Origin of the sequence: Sorangium sp. So ce394, from assembly GCF_051474665.1 — a bacterium.
GTDB lineage: Bacteria > Myxococcota_A > Polyangia > Polyangiales > Polyangiaceae > Sorangium > Sorangium cellulosum_D.
The window spans coordinates 4,375,302-4,388,519 of record NZ_CP150339.1 but is presented as its reverse complement, the minus strand read 5'-3'; the positions used below and the strand labels follow the sequence as shown (position 1 = coordinate 4,388,519).

Annotated in this window: 9 protein-coding genes; 5 read left to right on the top strand and 4 right to left on the bottom strand. The window is 71.2% G+C overall.

Annotation, left to right across the window (positions count from 1 at the left end; genetic code table 11):
• The first annotated feature begins 24 nt into the window (after positions 1-24).
• The 4 genes from WMF33_RS16265 (at position 25) to WMF33_RS16250 (ending at position 3,124) form a co-directional block, all read left to right on the top strand.
• Positions 25-648: a rhomboid family intramembrane serine protease gene (locus WMF33_RS16265; RefSeq protein ID WP_437337990.1), complete on the top strand. Its 624-nt coding sequence runs from the start codon at positions 25-27 to the stop codon at positions 646-648.
• Positions 645-1,331 (top strand): uracil-DNA glycosylase family protein, encoded by a 687-nt coding sequence (locus tag WMF33_RS16260; RefSeq protein ID WP_437337989.1) that lies wholly within the window; start codon positions 645-647, stop codon positions 1,329-1,331. The genes WMF33_RS16265 and WMF33_RS16260 overlap by 4 nt, the downstream gene beginning before the upstream one ends.
• 485 nt (positions 1,332-1,816) lie before the next feature.
• On the top strand, positions 1,817-2,140 hold the full coding sequence (locus WMF33_RS16255) for a hypothetical protein (RefSeq protein WP_061628764.1): 324 nt from the start codon (positions 1,817-1,819) through the stop codon (positions 2,138-2,140).
• Between the two features lie 174 nt (positions 2,141-2,314).
• A complete protein-coding gene (locus WMF33_RS16250) occupies positions 2,315-3,124 on the top strand; it encodes a class I SAM-dependent methyltransferase (protein ID WP_437337988.1) in 810 nt (269 codons plus the stop codon).
• Positions 3,125-3,207: 83 nt separating this feature from the next.
• On the opposite strand, the gene WMF33_RS16245 is transcribed toward WMF33_RS16250, so the two are convergent.
• Together WMF33_RS16245 and WMF33_RS16240 are read right to left on the bottom strand one after the other, a co-directional pair.
• Positions 3,208-3,585: a response regulator gene (locus WMF33_RS16245; protein ID WP_437337987.1), complete on the bottom strand. Its 378-nt coding sequence runs from the start codon at positions 3,583-3,585 to the stop codon at positions 3,208-3,210.
• Positions 3,569-5,584: a PAS domain-containing sensor histidine kinase gene (locus WMF33_RS16240; RefSeq protein ID WP_437337986.1), complete on the bottom strand. Its 2,016-nt coding sequence runs from the start codon at positions 5,582-5,584 to the stop codon at positions 3,569-3,571. The genes WMF33_RS16245 and WMF33_RS16240 overlap by 17 nt, the downstream gene beginning before the upstream one ends.
• Before the next feature lie 538 nt (positions 5,585-6,122).
• Here WMF33_RS16240 and WMF33_RS16235 point away from each other — a divergent pair.
• Positions 6,123-10,784: an AAA family ATPase gene (locus WMF33_RS16235; protein WP_437337985.1), complete on the top strand. Its 4,662-nt coding sequence runs from the start codon at positions 6,123-6,125 to the stop codon at positions 10,782-10,784.
• A gap of 13 nt (positions 10,785-10,797) precedes the next feature.
• Here the strand turns inward: WMF33_RS16235 and WMF33_RS16230 are convergent, their stop codons facing one another.
• Both WMF33_RS16230 and WMF33_RS16225 read right to left on the bottom strand, forming a co-directional pair.
• Positions 10,798-12,054 carry a cytochrome P450 gene (locus WMF33_RS16230; protein ID WP_437337984.1) on the bottom strand — a complete coding sequence of 419 codons (1,257 nt, stop codon included), beginning with the start codon at positions 12,052-12,054 and terminating at the stop codon, positions 10,798-10,800.
• Positions 12,055-12,518: 464 nt separating this feature from the next.
• Positions 12,519-13,091, bottom strand: coding sequence for an RNA polymerase sigma factor (locus tag WMF33_RS16225; RefSeq protein WP_437337983.1), 573 nt, complete (start codon positions 13,089-13,091; stop codon positions 12,519-12,521).
• Between the last annotated feature and the right edge of the window lie 127 nt (positions 13,092-13,218).

Below are 13,218 nucleotides of genomic sequence, written 5' to 3'. Positions count from 1 at the left end.
CGGCGAGGACAGCGCGAGGACAGGATGAGCACCAGCGAAACCAGGGCGATCACCCGTGAGCTCAAGCTGCATGCGGCGCTGCTCGGAGGCGTCGTCGCGCTCCTCTGGGCGATCGAGATCCTCGACATGGCGGTGTTCCACGGATCGCTCGATGCCCTGGGAATCCGTCCTCGGACGATCCCGGGCCTCGTCGGCATCGCGCTCGCGCCGTGGCTGCACGGCGGGTTCGCGCACCTCATCGCGAACACGGTGCCGTTCGTCGCGCTCGGCTGGCTGATCCTGCTCCGCAAGAAGAGCGACCTCGCCCTCGTGACGCTCCTCTCGGCGCTCGTGGGCGGCCTCGGGGTCTGGCTCATCGGGTCGAGCAGCTCGGTGCACATCGGCGCGAGCGGCGTCATCTTCGGGTATTTCGGCTTCCTGCTGCTCCGCGGCTGGTTCGAGCGGAGCCTCCTCTCGATCGCGCTCTCGCTGGTGGTCGGCTTCGTCTACGGCGGGATGATCTGGGGCGTGCTCCCGACGCGGGTGGGCATCTCCTGGGAGGGCCATCTCTTCGGCTTCCTCGGCGGCGTCCTCGCCGCGCGCCTCCTCGGCGGCCGCCTGCGCGCGCAGGCCGCCGGCGCCGCGAGGCGCCCGATGTCGACGCGATGAGGCGCCCCGCGCTCCGTCTTCCCGTCCTGAGCGCGGAGGAGCGGCTCGCCGCGCTGCACCGCGAGCTCGAGGCGTGCCGCGCCTGCCCGAAGATGATCGGCCCGGTGGTCCACGGCCCGCCCGTCCCGAGCCGGATCCTGCTCATCGGCCAGGCGCCCGGCCCGCGCGAGGGCAGCCTGGGCCGCCCGTTCGCGTGGACCGCGGGCCGCACCCTGTTCCGCTGGTTCGAGGCGGCGCTCGGCGTGCGCGAGGACGAGCTCCGGCGGCGCGTCTACATGTCGGCCGTCGCGCGCTGCTTCCCCGGCAAGGCGAAGGGCGGCGGCGACCGGAGGCCCGATCCCGAGGAGATCCTGCGCTGCCGGACGCACCTCGCGCGCGAGGTGGGGATCCTGGAGCCGAGGCTGATCCTGCCGGTGGGCAGCCTCGCGGTGGAGCAGGTGCTCGGCCACCGAGGTCCGCTCGCGGGCGTGATCGGCGAGGCGCGCCGGGCGCGCTTTCACGGCGTCGAGGCCGACGTCATCTGCCTGCCGCACCCGAGCGGCGCGTCGACCTGGCACAGGACCGAGCCGGGGATCTCGCTCCTCGGCCGCGCGCTCCGCCTCATCGCGGAGCACCCCGAGGCCGCGCGCGCGTTCGCGGGCGCCGCGCCCGCTGCCGCGGCGGCGTCCGACGAGCCGCGGTAGGCGCGCGGGGACTCGCGGAAGACGCGCGGACCCCCCGCCGAACATGCGCGGAAACCGCGCGGAGAGGCCTCTCCCGACGAAGCGCGGACATCCTGTCGAGGACGGCCAGGCCGACAGCTCAGGAGACGCGTCGACAGCACGAAACGCGCGACAACTCCGTCGGGCGTGCGCCGTATTTCGTACGTGACGACGCGCAACGACGCGCAACGACGCGAAACGACGCGAAACGACGCGAAACGACGCGAAACGACGCGCAACGACGACCGCGCACACCACGGTCGCGGCGTCTCCGCAAAACGGATTGTCATTTTGGCAGGATGCGCCAATGTACAGGTCGCCGACGTGTCCACTTTGGCAGAGCAGCACCAGAAGCCCTGTGATCCATGCGGTGGATCCGCCGGAGGGCGGGTGGCACGAGGCTCGCATTGACAGGCAGCAAAGGCGCTGGCGGCGGGCGGGCGCTCGCGAACGAGGCAGGTAGCACCATGTTGAAGATCCTCCGGAAGTTGAATGAAGGCAGCCTCCTCCAGCGCACCATGATGCATATCGCGGTGTTCGTCGCCGGATCGGCGAGCGTCGTGGGGCTGACCAGCGTGCTGCTCGTGTCGACCGCGAAGGCCGTGCTGCCGCCGCACGACGCGACCGAGGCCGGCGCAGACTCGGCGGATGCGGAAGCGGAGAAGGGCGAGAAGGGCGCGGACGCGGAGCCGGGCTCGCCGGAGGCGGCGGCGCGCCCCGCCGGCGCGAGGGCCGGAGCGAAGGCGCTGGCGCGTGTGGCGAATCGCCGCGAGGGCGCGGTCGCGCAGTGACGGCCGCGCCGGCGCGGCCGCTCGGAGGGGCGCCGCCGGGGAGGACCGCGCCGCGCTCCGTACAGCTTCTCCTGGTGTAGGTCGTTTCGCCTCTTCTGGTTCTGGGCGTCGTGGGGCGCCGCCGGGCAGCGCCGGCTGGATCGGCGCGGCGCGCGCGTGATAGCACCGACGCCGATGACCCAGCCCCCGAGCCCCCTCGCCACCCCGGTCGCCTGGGAGATGGTCGCCGACGACTACGCGGTCGACATCGTCCCCCACTTCGAGAGATACGCCGCCGACGCCCTCCGGCTCGCCGGCGTCGACCCGGGCGCGCGCGTGCTCGACGTGGCCGCCGGGCCAGGCACCCTGTCCCTCCTCGCCGCCCGGGAGGCGCAGGTGACCGCCCTCGACTTCTCCCCGGCGATGGTCGAGCGGCTGCGCGACCGCGCCGCGCGCGCGGGGCTCGCGGTGGACGCCCGCGTCGGCGACGGCATGGCGCTGCCCTTCGAGGACGGCGCCTTCGACGCCGCCTTCTCGATGTTCGGGCTGATGTTCTTCCCCGATCGCGACCGCGGCTTCCGCGAGCTCTTCCGGGTGCTGCGCCCGGGTGGCCGGGCCGTCGTCGGGAGCTGGGCGCCGATGGACCGGTCGCCGATCATGGACGAGCTCTTCTCGGCGATCCGCGCCGAGCTGCCCGGGCTGCCCTTCGGCGAGGGCAAGGCGCCGCTCGGAGATCCGGCGGAGCTCCGCGCCGAGATGGAGGCCGCAGGGTTTCGCGACGTCTCGGTGCGCGAGGTCGAGCACGCCTGGGAGGCGGCCTCGACCGAGGAGCTCTGGGGCTCGATGCGCCGGAGCAACGCGCCGCTGGTGCTCCTGCGGGACAAGCTCGGCGAGGCGCGCTGGGACGAGCTCGGCGAGGCGATCCTCGCCCGGCTGCGGGCGCGGTTCGGCGAGGGTCCTCAGCGCCTCGGGATGGTCGCCAACCTGGGCGCCGGAACGCGCTAGCTCCACCCACCAGGAGTCCGGTCAGGGATCCGGAGAGCGCGAGCTCGACGCAGAGGCGCAAAGGCGCGCTCCCCGACACGGGCTCACTGTGTCCGCGCGACCACGGCGAGAAGGGTGTCGAGCTCGATCGGCTTCTTGAGCAGCGCGCACGCGTCCAGGGTGGCCGCTTTGGCTTCCAGCGCGTCGACGCCCGACAGGATCGCCACCGGGATGTTCGCCAGCGCGGGCTCCTGTCGCTTGAGCGCGAGAAACTCCCAGCCATTGATCTCCGGCATCATGAGGTCGAGCAGGATGATGCTCGGGCGGAGGCCGCGGCGGAGCAGATCCAGCGCCACCGAGCCATTCTCCGCGCAGACGACCTCGTAGCCGAACGCCTGCAAGAGCTCCTTCACGACAGAGCGAAACCCGCTGTCGTCGTCGACGAGCAAGACACCGTCGCGAGGATCATCCTGCGGGCTCATCGGGACCTCCGGCCGGCGGGGACACCTCGGTCGGCAGCGCGTGGCGGCGCCGGCGCAGGGGGAGGTCCACGATGAAGGCCGCCCCCGCGCCGAGCTCGCTCTCTACGCGAATCGAGCCACCATGGGCGTCCACGATCCGGCGGCTGATGTACAGGCCGAGGCCGAGACCGCCGTAGTGCTGCGCCGAGACGCCTCGCTCGAAGCGTTCGAAGATGTACGGCACGCAGCTCGCGTCGATCCCGATGCCGCGATCGGCGACGACCAGCTTGGCCATCTCGCCGTCGGCCGCGACGCTGATCTCGATCGGCTTGCCCCTCCCATACTTGATGGCGTTCAGCACCAGGTTCGTCACCACCTGCTCCAGGCGGGCCCTGTCCCACAAGCCGACCACGGGAGCGTCGGCCCGCCATGTCACCGTACTTCCGGATTGCTTCAGCTCCACGTCGAAGTCCTCCACGACCTCTCGCGAAAGCGCCCGGAGATCGACGTCTTCCAGCTTCAGCTCGAGCTTGCCTGCCTGGATCCGGGCCACGTTGAGCAGATCTTCGATGAGCCTGACGAGCCGCCGGCACTGCCGCTCGGCCATCCCGGCCAGCCTCTGCGCGCCGGCGGGGAGCGCCGTCGCCTCGCGCATCAAGCCTTGCACGGCGAGCTTCAGGCCCGCGATGGGGGTATAGAGCTCATGAGAGGCGATCGACACGAAGTCGTCGCGCATCCGCACCGCTGCCTCGGCGGCGGCCCGGGCCCTCTGCTCTTCCTCCAGGAGCAGGGCGCGCTCCGCCTCGATCTTCTTCCGCTCCGTGATGTCCGTGGAGATGCCGCCCACCGCGTACGGGACGCCGGCGGCGTCGCGCAGAGGGAACTTGATGGCGAGATAGGTGTGCACGCCATCGTCGTGAGGCATCACCTCCTCGTCTTCCAGCGCCGTCCCAGCGAGGATCGCCCGCTGGTCGAACGCGCACAGCGCCTCGGCGTGCTCCCGGGAGAACACGTCATAGTCGCTCTTGCCCACGATGGCCTCGCGAGCGACGCCGAACAGCTCCTCGAAGCGGCGGTTGACGAGGATGTAGCGCCCCTCGATGTCCTTGACGGAGACGACGGTCGTCGAGCTGTCGATGATGGCGCGCAGGAGCTCCTGGCTCGTGCGCAACGCCTCCTCCGCGCGCCTGCGCTCCTCCGCGACCTTCCGCAGCGCCGCCTCCGTCCGCTCGTGCTCCGCGATCTTGCGCCTGAGCTGGGCGTTGGCGTGGCTGAGCTCGGCGGTGCGCTCGGCGACCTGCTGTTCCAGCCGCTCTTTTGCCCGGGCTTCTTCTGTCAGGCGAGCCTCGAAGGCGAAGATGGATTTCAGGTCCACCTCGATCACATCGCGACACTGCGCCACGAGCGTCTGGTAGGTCTTGCTGTACTGGTTCGCGCGGTCATCCAGCACGCAGATGGTTCCGAAGATGTCCCCCGTGGGCCAGGCGATCGGGAAACCGAGATAAGATATCATCCCGAGCTTGACATCCGGGCTCGACTCCCACTGCTCGTCCTTCAAGGCGTCAGGGACCAGCAGCGGCGTTCGGGTCTTCATCACGGTCTCGCAGTAGAGCCCGGTGTCGAGGCGCGCGCGTTCGTTGGGCTCATAAGGGTTCCCCTTCGACTCGCTGGAGACGCAGACGACGATCTCGGGCGGCTCGACCCTCATGATCAGGGCGGCCGGGACGCGCAGGATCTCCGCGAGGAGATCGGTCATCTCCTGCCACTTGCGAGCGATGTCCGTCGGAATGTCGATCGCGACCGTGTTTGATCGGCTTCTTCGGCCGCTCGCGGGCGAAGCGGTCGTCGTCCCGAGGTCGTCCGTACGCTGCTCCGGCGGGCAGCCGGAGGCGGCCCCATGCGGCCCGAGGTCCGCGCTCTCAGCGCGCTCCGAGGGCGCGGGCCCGCCCAGCCCCGGGTGGCGGGCATGGTCTACAACCAGCGAGCCTGGCTCTGTGTGATCGTCGGTCCCGGTACGCATGAGCCCCCACGATGACGAATCGTGCCAAGGGCCATCAGGTTGTCAAGGTGGGCGCGACGGCACCGCTTCTGAGGACGCAGCGCGACGAGCCGGCCGGCGGTCGAACCCTACCCTGGCTCGCCCTACCCTGGCTCGCCCTACCCTGGCTCGCCGCCCAGGCGCCCTTCGGAGAGCGGCGAGGACGCCCTCGCGTTGATGCGCTGGGCAACGGCGCAGCGCTCCGGCAGGCTCATCAAGCGCGCCCTCGACCGCATGGCGCTGCTCGCGATCGGGCGCGGAACCGGTTGAAATTGTTCCTCGACCAAGGCATCTTCGGGAAGGGATCTCTGACGGCTCTTCCTCGCTTTCCGCGGGGCAGCGCTTCGGAACGGGGCGGCGGCGAGGTGTTCGTTGTCTGCGGGGCGGCCCATGGCGCCTGTCGCAGCGCGGTCGTCCGTCTCCATTTGCCTTTGCACCATCGCGATGAGGGTTGCGCCGCGACCGTACCTGGGGCCTGCCGGGTGACGGCCAGCCCAGACGCCTGTTCGAGGAATCCACCATGGTACCGCTCAAGCAACTCATCGGCTCGCCCATGGATCCTGCGCGGTTCGTCAGGATCGCGATCGCCGCGTCGGCCGCGCTCTCGTCGGCTCATCGCGCCGAGCCCCACGGGGATGTCCGGCCAGGCACCCTGCTCGTGGACGAGGGCAGCGGCACGGCACAGCTCGTCGGCCCGGCCGCGGAGGAGGGCGTCGCGGGGCAGCAGAGCGGCCGGCACGCGGTCGCGCCGGAGGCGCTGCCTTACATGGCGCCCGAGCGGACGGGCCGCACCAGCCGGGCGGCAGACCATCGGACCGATCTCTACTCGCTGGGCGTCGTGTTCTACGAGCTGCTCACCGGAGCTCTGCCGTTCCAGGCCGAGGGTGTCATCGAGTGGGTGCACTGCCACATCGCTCGACGTCCGCGCCCGATATCGGAGCACGCGCCGCGCCTGCCCGCGCCCATCCGCGACATCGTGATGAAGCTGCTGGCCAAGATGCCCGAGGACCGGTACCAGACGGCGGCCGCGCTGGGGCGGGACCTCGCGCGCTGCCTGCGAGCGCTCGAGTCCGGACAGGAGCTCTCCTCGTTCCCCCTCGGCGCGGGCGACGTCCCCGAGCAGCTCCGCATTCCCCACAAGCTCTATGGCCGCCACGCCGAGATCGCCTCGCTCTCCGCGGCGTTCGATCGCGTCTGCTGCGCGGCGGGCGCGCCGGAGCTCGTGCTCGTCGTCGGGAACCCCGGCATCGGCAAGTCCGCCCTGGTGGACGAGCTCCATCGCCCGGTGGTCCGCCGGCACGGCCTCCTCGTCTCGGGCAAGGCCGATCAGTACGAGCGCGGGGTCCCCTACGCGGGGATCGTCCAGGCGCTCGATCGGTTCGTGCAGCGGATGCTCATGGAGAGCAAGCCGCGGCTCGCCGAGTGGCGGCGGCAGCTCCTCCACGCCGTGGGCGACGACGGGCAGATCATCCTCGACATCGTCCCTCGCCTCGAGCGGGTCATCGGCCCGCAACCGCCGGTGGAGCCGCTGCCGGGCAGCGAGGCGAAGGGCCGGTTCGAGCGGGTCTTCCGGGCGCTCTTCGGGGCGATCGCGAGCGCGGAGCACCCGGTCGTGCTCTTCCTCGACGACCTCCAGTGGGCGGACGCCGCCAGCCTCTCGTTCCTCGTCAGCCTCCTGTCGCGCGGCGAGATCCGCCACCTCCTGTTCATCGGCGCCTACCGCGACAACGAGGTCGGGGCGGGTCACCCCCTGAGCGCGGCCATCGACGAGATCCAGAAGGCCGGCGTCCGCACCGAGCGCGTCACGCTCGATCCGCTGTCCCGGCAAGACGTCGCGGAGCTCGTCGCCGACGCGCTCCGGTGCGGCGCCGAGGAGGCCCGGCCGCTCGCCGGGTTGATCCACGACAAGACCCACGGCAACCCGTTCTTCGCGACCCAGTTCCTCAAGATGCTCGATCAGGACGGGCTGGTCGTCTTCGACCCGGAGCAGCTCGTCTGGCGCTGGGATCTCGCGAAGATCGAGGCCGCGCGCCTGACCGACGATGTCGTCGAGATGGTGCTCCACAAGCTCCGCCGGCTGCCGGAGACAGCGATGCTCTCGCTGCGCCTGGCCGCCTGTATCGGCGGGGAGTTCGAGATGGACACCCTCGCCGCCGTCTGCGAGGCGCCGCAGGCCGAGCTCCACGAGCGCCTCGCGCCCGCGGTCCAGAGCGGGCTCCTCCTGCGCTCCGGCGGCGGGTACGCGTTCCTCCACGATCGCGTCCAGCAGGCCGCCTATCTCCTCACGCCGGAGGCCGAGCGGGCCGACGTGCACCTGCGGATCGCGCGCGCGCTCAAGGCGCGATCCGCGGAGCTCGGCGACGAGCTCTTCGCGATCGCCAACCAGTACAACCTCGGCGCCGCCCACATCTCCGACCCGGAGGAGCGCAGCGCCGTGGCCGAGCTCAACCTCGCGGCCGGCAGGAGGGCCAAGGCATCCTCGGCGTACGGCGTCGCGGCCGGGTACCTCACGGCCGGCGCGGCGCTGCTCGACGAGGCGAGCTGGCGCAGCGATCACGAGCTCATGCTGGCGCTCCACGGCGAGCTCGCCGAGTGCGAGCACCTCTCCGGCAACGGCGCGGAGACGCGCCGCCTCTGCGCGCTCCTCCTGGAGCACGGCCGGACCCGGCTCGACAAGCAGCTCGCCTACAGGCTCCTCATCGAGCGGAGCACGGCCGAGCTCGCGATCGGCGAGGCGATCCACGCCTGCGTCGACTGCATGCGCATGCTCGGCATGGACATGCCGACGAGCGCCTCGGACGCGGACGTCGAGGCGGAGTTCGAGCGGATCTGGGCGGCGATCGGCGACCGGCCCATCGCGTCGCTCGCGGATCTGCCGCCGATGACCGATCCCGAGATCCTGGGCGCGGTGACGGTGCTCAGCGTCACCTACGTACCGGCCTGGTACTACGACCAGACGCTGGCGCACTGGATGATGGCGAGGACGATCTACCTCAGCGTCCTCCACGGCAACGCCGGCCCTTCGGCGATGAGCTACGCGACGGCCGCCATGGTCCTCATGCCGAGGTTCGGCGACTACCGCCGTGGCTACGAGTTCGCGAAGATGGGCCACGAGCTCGCCCACCGCACGGGGACGCCTTATTGGCAGAGCATGATCAGCGCCGCGCTCGGCTCCTATGCGGCCGTGTGGTTCGAGCCCTTCGGCCGCTGCGTGCGGGTCCTGGAAGAGGGCCTCTCGGCGGGGCGCCGCTCGGGGAACGTCACGTTCATCACGGTGAACAGCGTGCAAGGGCTGTCGCTGATGATCTCCTCGGGGCGCCGGCTCGACGAGGTGTACCGGGAGAGCGAGCGGCTGCTCGACATCACCGGCGGCGTGGAGCGCAGCATGACCGCGCCCATCATCGTCGGCATGCAGCGGGCGATCCAGTGCCTGCGCGGCCTCACGGCGAGCGTCTCGACGATGAACGGCGGCGGGTTCGAGGAGGAGGCGTTCGAGCAGGCCAATCCCCCGAGCTCGCTCATGGCCTTCTACTTCTATCACGGCCGCAAGATCCAGGTGCGGCTCCTCGCCGGGGAGGTGGAGGAGGCCGTGCGGCTCTCGGAGCGGTTCAAGCCGTTCCTCTGGAGCATGGGCTGCCAGGCCCTCCTCGCCGAGTGCACGCTCTACATCACGCTCGCCCTGCTCGGCCATTTCGACGACGTGGACGAGCAGAAGCAGCGCGAGTACAGGGCCGAGATCGCGGCGAACGAGGGGCTGCTCGCGGTCTGGGCGGAGAACTGCCCCGCGAACTACCGCGCCATGAAGCTCCTCGCCGGGGCCGAGATCGCGCGGGTGGAGCGGAGGGCCGACGACGCCCTCCGGCTGTACGACGAAGCGGCCGAGTCCGCGCGCGAGCACGGGCTCGTGCAGATCGAGGCGCTCTCCAAGGAGCTCGCGGGCCGCTTCTGCCTCGCCCGGGGCCTCGGCTCCATGGCCGGGGCGCTGCTCCGCGACGCGCGGGCCTGCTACGCGCGCTGGGGCGCCGACGGGAAGGTCCGCCAGCTGGAGCAGCGCTATTCGCGGCTGCTCGCGGCCGATCCCGCCCGTGCCGGCGCGGCGCCCGGCGCGCAGCTCGACCAGATGGACGTGCTCACGGCCGTCAAGACGTGTCAGGCCATCTCGTCCGAGATTGACCAGGACAGCCTGCTGTCGACGCTGCTCCGGATCGTGGTCGAGCACGCGGGCGCCGAACGCTGCCATTTCCTGGCGGCGAGCGGCGATGCGCTGGTGATCGCGGCGTCGGCCGAGGTCGGCGAGGACGGCGTCGACGTCGCGGTGCACTCGCCGCGCGTCGCGCTCGACGCCGGGCGCCTGCCGGAGTCGATGATCCAGTATGTCCAGCGGACGCACGAGCAGATCATCCTCGACGATCCGGCCGCGCAGTCGCTGTTCTCCGGAGATCCGTACGTCGAGCGGGTGCGGCCGCGGAGCGTGCTGTGCGCGCCCGTCCTCCGGCAGTCGGCGCTCGTGGGGGTCCTTTACCTGGAGAACAACCTCACGCTGGGCGCGTTCAGCGCGCGGCGGCTCGGGCTCCTCCAGCTCATCACGGCGCAGGCGGCGATCTCGATGGAGAACGCCGCGCTCTACAACGCGCTCCGGCTGGAGAACGCCGAGCGCCGCCAGACGGAGGGCACGCTGCGCGAGAGCCAGGAGCGGCTGCGCCGGTTGCTGGAGGAGCGCGAGGCCTCCGCGGCGACCCTGAGCGAGAAGCTCGCGATCATCGAGCGGCAGCAGCAGGCCATCAGCAGCCTGTCGACCCCGATCATCGAGGTGTGGGACGGCGTGCTGACGATGCCAGTCCTGGGCGACATCGACGCTCGCACCGCCGCTCACATGATGGAGGCCTTGCTCGACGCGATCGTCCGCAAGCAATCCCGGCACGTGATCCTGGACGTGACGGCGCTCCAGTCGGTGGACAGCGCCACGGCCGATCACCTGATCCGCGTGGTGCGCGCGGCGAAGCTGCTCGGCTCGGAGGGGATCATCGTCGGGATCCGGCCCGAGGTGGCGCAGACCATCGTGTCGATCGGGCTGGACCTCGCCTCGGTGGCGACGCACGCGAACCTGCGGCAGGCCCTCCTCCGGTGCATGATCCGCGACAAGATGAACGGCTCGCCCGCGCCGGTGCCGGCCGGCGCCTAGGACACAGAGCGGGTCAACGGACGATCACGCGCACCGGAGAGCCGGGCAGCCCCTGCAGCCCCACCCGCACCGGCTTCTTGGACACGAGCTCGAAGCTGTAGCGCCGCAGCAGCGTGCCCAGGATCAGCTTCATCTCGTACAGCGCGAAGGCGGCCCCGATGCAGCGCCGATTGCCGCCGCCGAACGGCAGGAATTCGAAGGGGGAATAGGTCCGCTCCAGGAATCGCTCGGGACGAAACACCTCCGGCTCCGGAAATACCGCGGGATTGTGGTGGGCCCAGATGATCTGCGCGAACACGCCTGCTCCGGCCGGCAGCTCGTAGCCCGCGATCTGCATCGGCGCGTTCAGCTTGCGTCCCACCCCCGGGCTCGGCGGGCGCAGGCGCAGCGTCTCGTTGCACACCGCCTCCAGATACGGCGCCTTGGCCAGCGCCTCGGGCTCCGGATCCGCGCCCAGCGCCGTCAGCTCGTCCTGCAGCCGGCGCAGCGCGGCGGGCGCGTGTCCGAGAAAATAGAGCACCCAGGAGAGCGCGCCCGCGGTCGTGCTGTGCCCCGCGAAGAGCAGCGTGTGCAGCTGCTCGAAGATCTGCTGGTCGTCGAGCGCCGTCCCGTCTTCCTGGCGGGCTTCCAGGAGCAGGCTCAGGATATCGGTGCGCTCGACGGGCTCGGCGCGGCGGCGGGCGATCTCCGGATCGAGGAAGCTGCGCAGGTCGCGGGTCGCGCGCTGCCTGCGCGCCCACGGGCCGAAGCCCCGGAACTCCCGGCGCAGCCAGGGAATGATGAGGGTGATGGTCAGGCCGAAGGAGAAGCTCTTGCGCAGCTCCTCGAGCAGCTCCTCGAGGCGCGCCGCTTCCGCCGGTGTGGTGACCCCGAACACGAGGTGGATGATCGTCTGCAGCGAAATCTTGTGCATCAGGTCCTGCGCCACAAGCTGCAGGCCCGGCTTGAAGTCCCGGGAGCACTGCAGGGTCAGGTCGCAGATCTGCTTCCCATACAGGCGCATGCGCTGTCCGTGAAACGGCGGCATGAGCAGCTTGCGCATGGCCGCGTGCCGCGCGCCCGAGAGCGAGAACAGCGACGACTCTCCCACCGCCGCGGTGAAGCTCTCGCCCAGCATCTGGTCGAGGTTTTCCGGCGGCACCGCGAACACGGAGCGCAGCCCCTCCACGCTGCCGGTGGCCAGCACCGGTTTGCCGTTCATCTTCGGGCACGACATCGGATCGCCGTAGCGCTCCCGCATGCGCAGCGTGTAGCCGATCGGGTCGAGCATCCCCTGAATGTTCGCCAGGATGTTGTTGCTGGGGCCTTTGGGCAAAGTGGTCATGGGTCGCGTCCCTTCGGTTGTACGGCTTCCGCGGCTCGATGCGGGTGACGTGGGCGCTGAATCGCTGGCGATCGCCGATCGTCCCCCGTCGATGTGGATTGTTCCGGGCTCGATCGCGGGGCGGGATCCTCCGCGAGATCGCCCGCCCCGTCAATCCGACCGCCGGAGCTCGCCGGCCGCGCGACCCCGCCGCCAGCTTCGGGATCGACGACGCCGCGATCGAGGAATTCCGGCTCAGCGCCGAGGAGGCTTGTCGCGGGCATCGGACGATGATGAAGGACGCTCCGAGCGCATGTCTGGCGGAGAGAGAGCGGCCGGTGGCCGACTCCGTGCTTCGTCGTGTCGTCAGAGAGGAGCTGCCTCGCTCGTCACGGCCGACGAAGCGCTCCGGAGCGGCGGCGGCGCCTGGATTACCAGCTACGCCGCGCGATCCGATCGGCGAGCGCCTTTCGAGCGGCGTGCAGCCTGCGGGCGGTGGTGGCCGGGTTCAGGCGGTGCGCCCTGGCGCAGGCGGTGATGGTCTGGGGACCTGCCGCGGCGAGGAGGAGCTCGCCGTCCTGCGCAGGCAGCGCGACGAGCGCGCGGAGCGCGGCGCGGGCCAGGAGCCTCCCCTCCAGGTCGACGCAGCCTTCGCCGACCAGCGCGCGCGGGTCGTCGACCGGGACCTCCCGGCGGACGCGGGCGCGCCCCAGGTGATGGCCCGCCTGCCGCCATGTGATGCCGCGCAGCCAGCCCTGGAGCGCGCGGCGCGGATCGGCCCGCGGATCAGGGCGGTATCTGCCCTCCTGGACGGCTCTCCAGGCGGCCATGAGCACGTCCTGGAGCACATCCTCGCGATCGCGCGCGTGGACGCCGCAAGCGGCGAGCACGGCCGCGATCAGGCGCCGCTCCGCGACGAGGGCGCCGATGGGCGGCGAGACCGCGGGACGGCGCGGCGTCGAGCGCGCCGGTGCAGGCGGCGCACCGCGCTTGCGACGGCTCATCGGGAGATCCGGCGCGCCGCGCCTCGGCCGGCCGCCGGCAGGCAGCGGGGTGAGCGTTCGCGATGGAGCGTGGGTGTTCCGGCGGCGCGCCGCAGTACGCCGCTGTTGCGTTCCAGGGTGATCCATC

What these genes read in the sequence shown, in the direction of transcription:
- WMF33_RS16265 (WP_437337990.1), top strand. Translation starts at nt 25, where the DNA reads ATGAGCACCAGCGAAACCAGGGCGATCACCCGTGAGCTCAAGCTGCAT.
- WMF33_RS16260 (WP_437337989.1), top strand. Translation starts at nt 645, where the DNA reads ATGAGGCGCCCCGCGCTCCGTCTTCCCGTCCTGAGCGCGGAGGAGCGG.
- WMF33_RS16255 (WP_061628764.1), top strand. Translation starts at nt 1,817, where the DNA reads ATGTTGAAGATCCTCCGGAAGTTGAATGAAGGCAGCCTCCTCCAGCGC.
- WMF33_RS16250 (WP_437337988.1), top strand. Translation starts at nt 2,315, where the DNA reads ATGACCCAGCCCCCGAGCCCCCTCGCCACCCCGGTCGCCTGGGAGATG.
- WMF33_RS16245 (WP_437337987.1), bottom strand. Translation starts at nt 3,585, where the DNA reads ATGAGCCCGCAGGATGATCCTCGCGACGGTGTCTTGCTCGTCGACGAC.
- WMF33_RS16240 (WP_437337986.1), bottom strand. Translation starts at nt 5,584, where the DNA reads ATGCGTACCGGGACCGACGATCACACAGAGCCAGGCTCGCTGGTTGTA.
- WMF33_RS16235 (WP_437337985.1), top strand. Translation starts at nt 6,123, where the DNA reads ATGGTACCGCTCAAGCAACTCATCGGCTCGCCCATGGATCCTGCGCGG.
- WMF33_RS16230 (WP_437337984.1), bottom strand. Translation starts at nt 12,054, where the DNA reads ATGCTCGACCCGATCGGCTACACGCTGCGCATGCGGGAGCGCTACGGC.
- WMF33_RS16225 (WP_437337983.1), bottom strand. Translation starts at nt 13,091, where the DNA reads ATGAGCCGTCGCAAGCGCGGTGCGCCGCCTGCACCGGCGCGCTCGACG.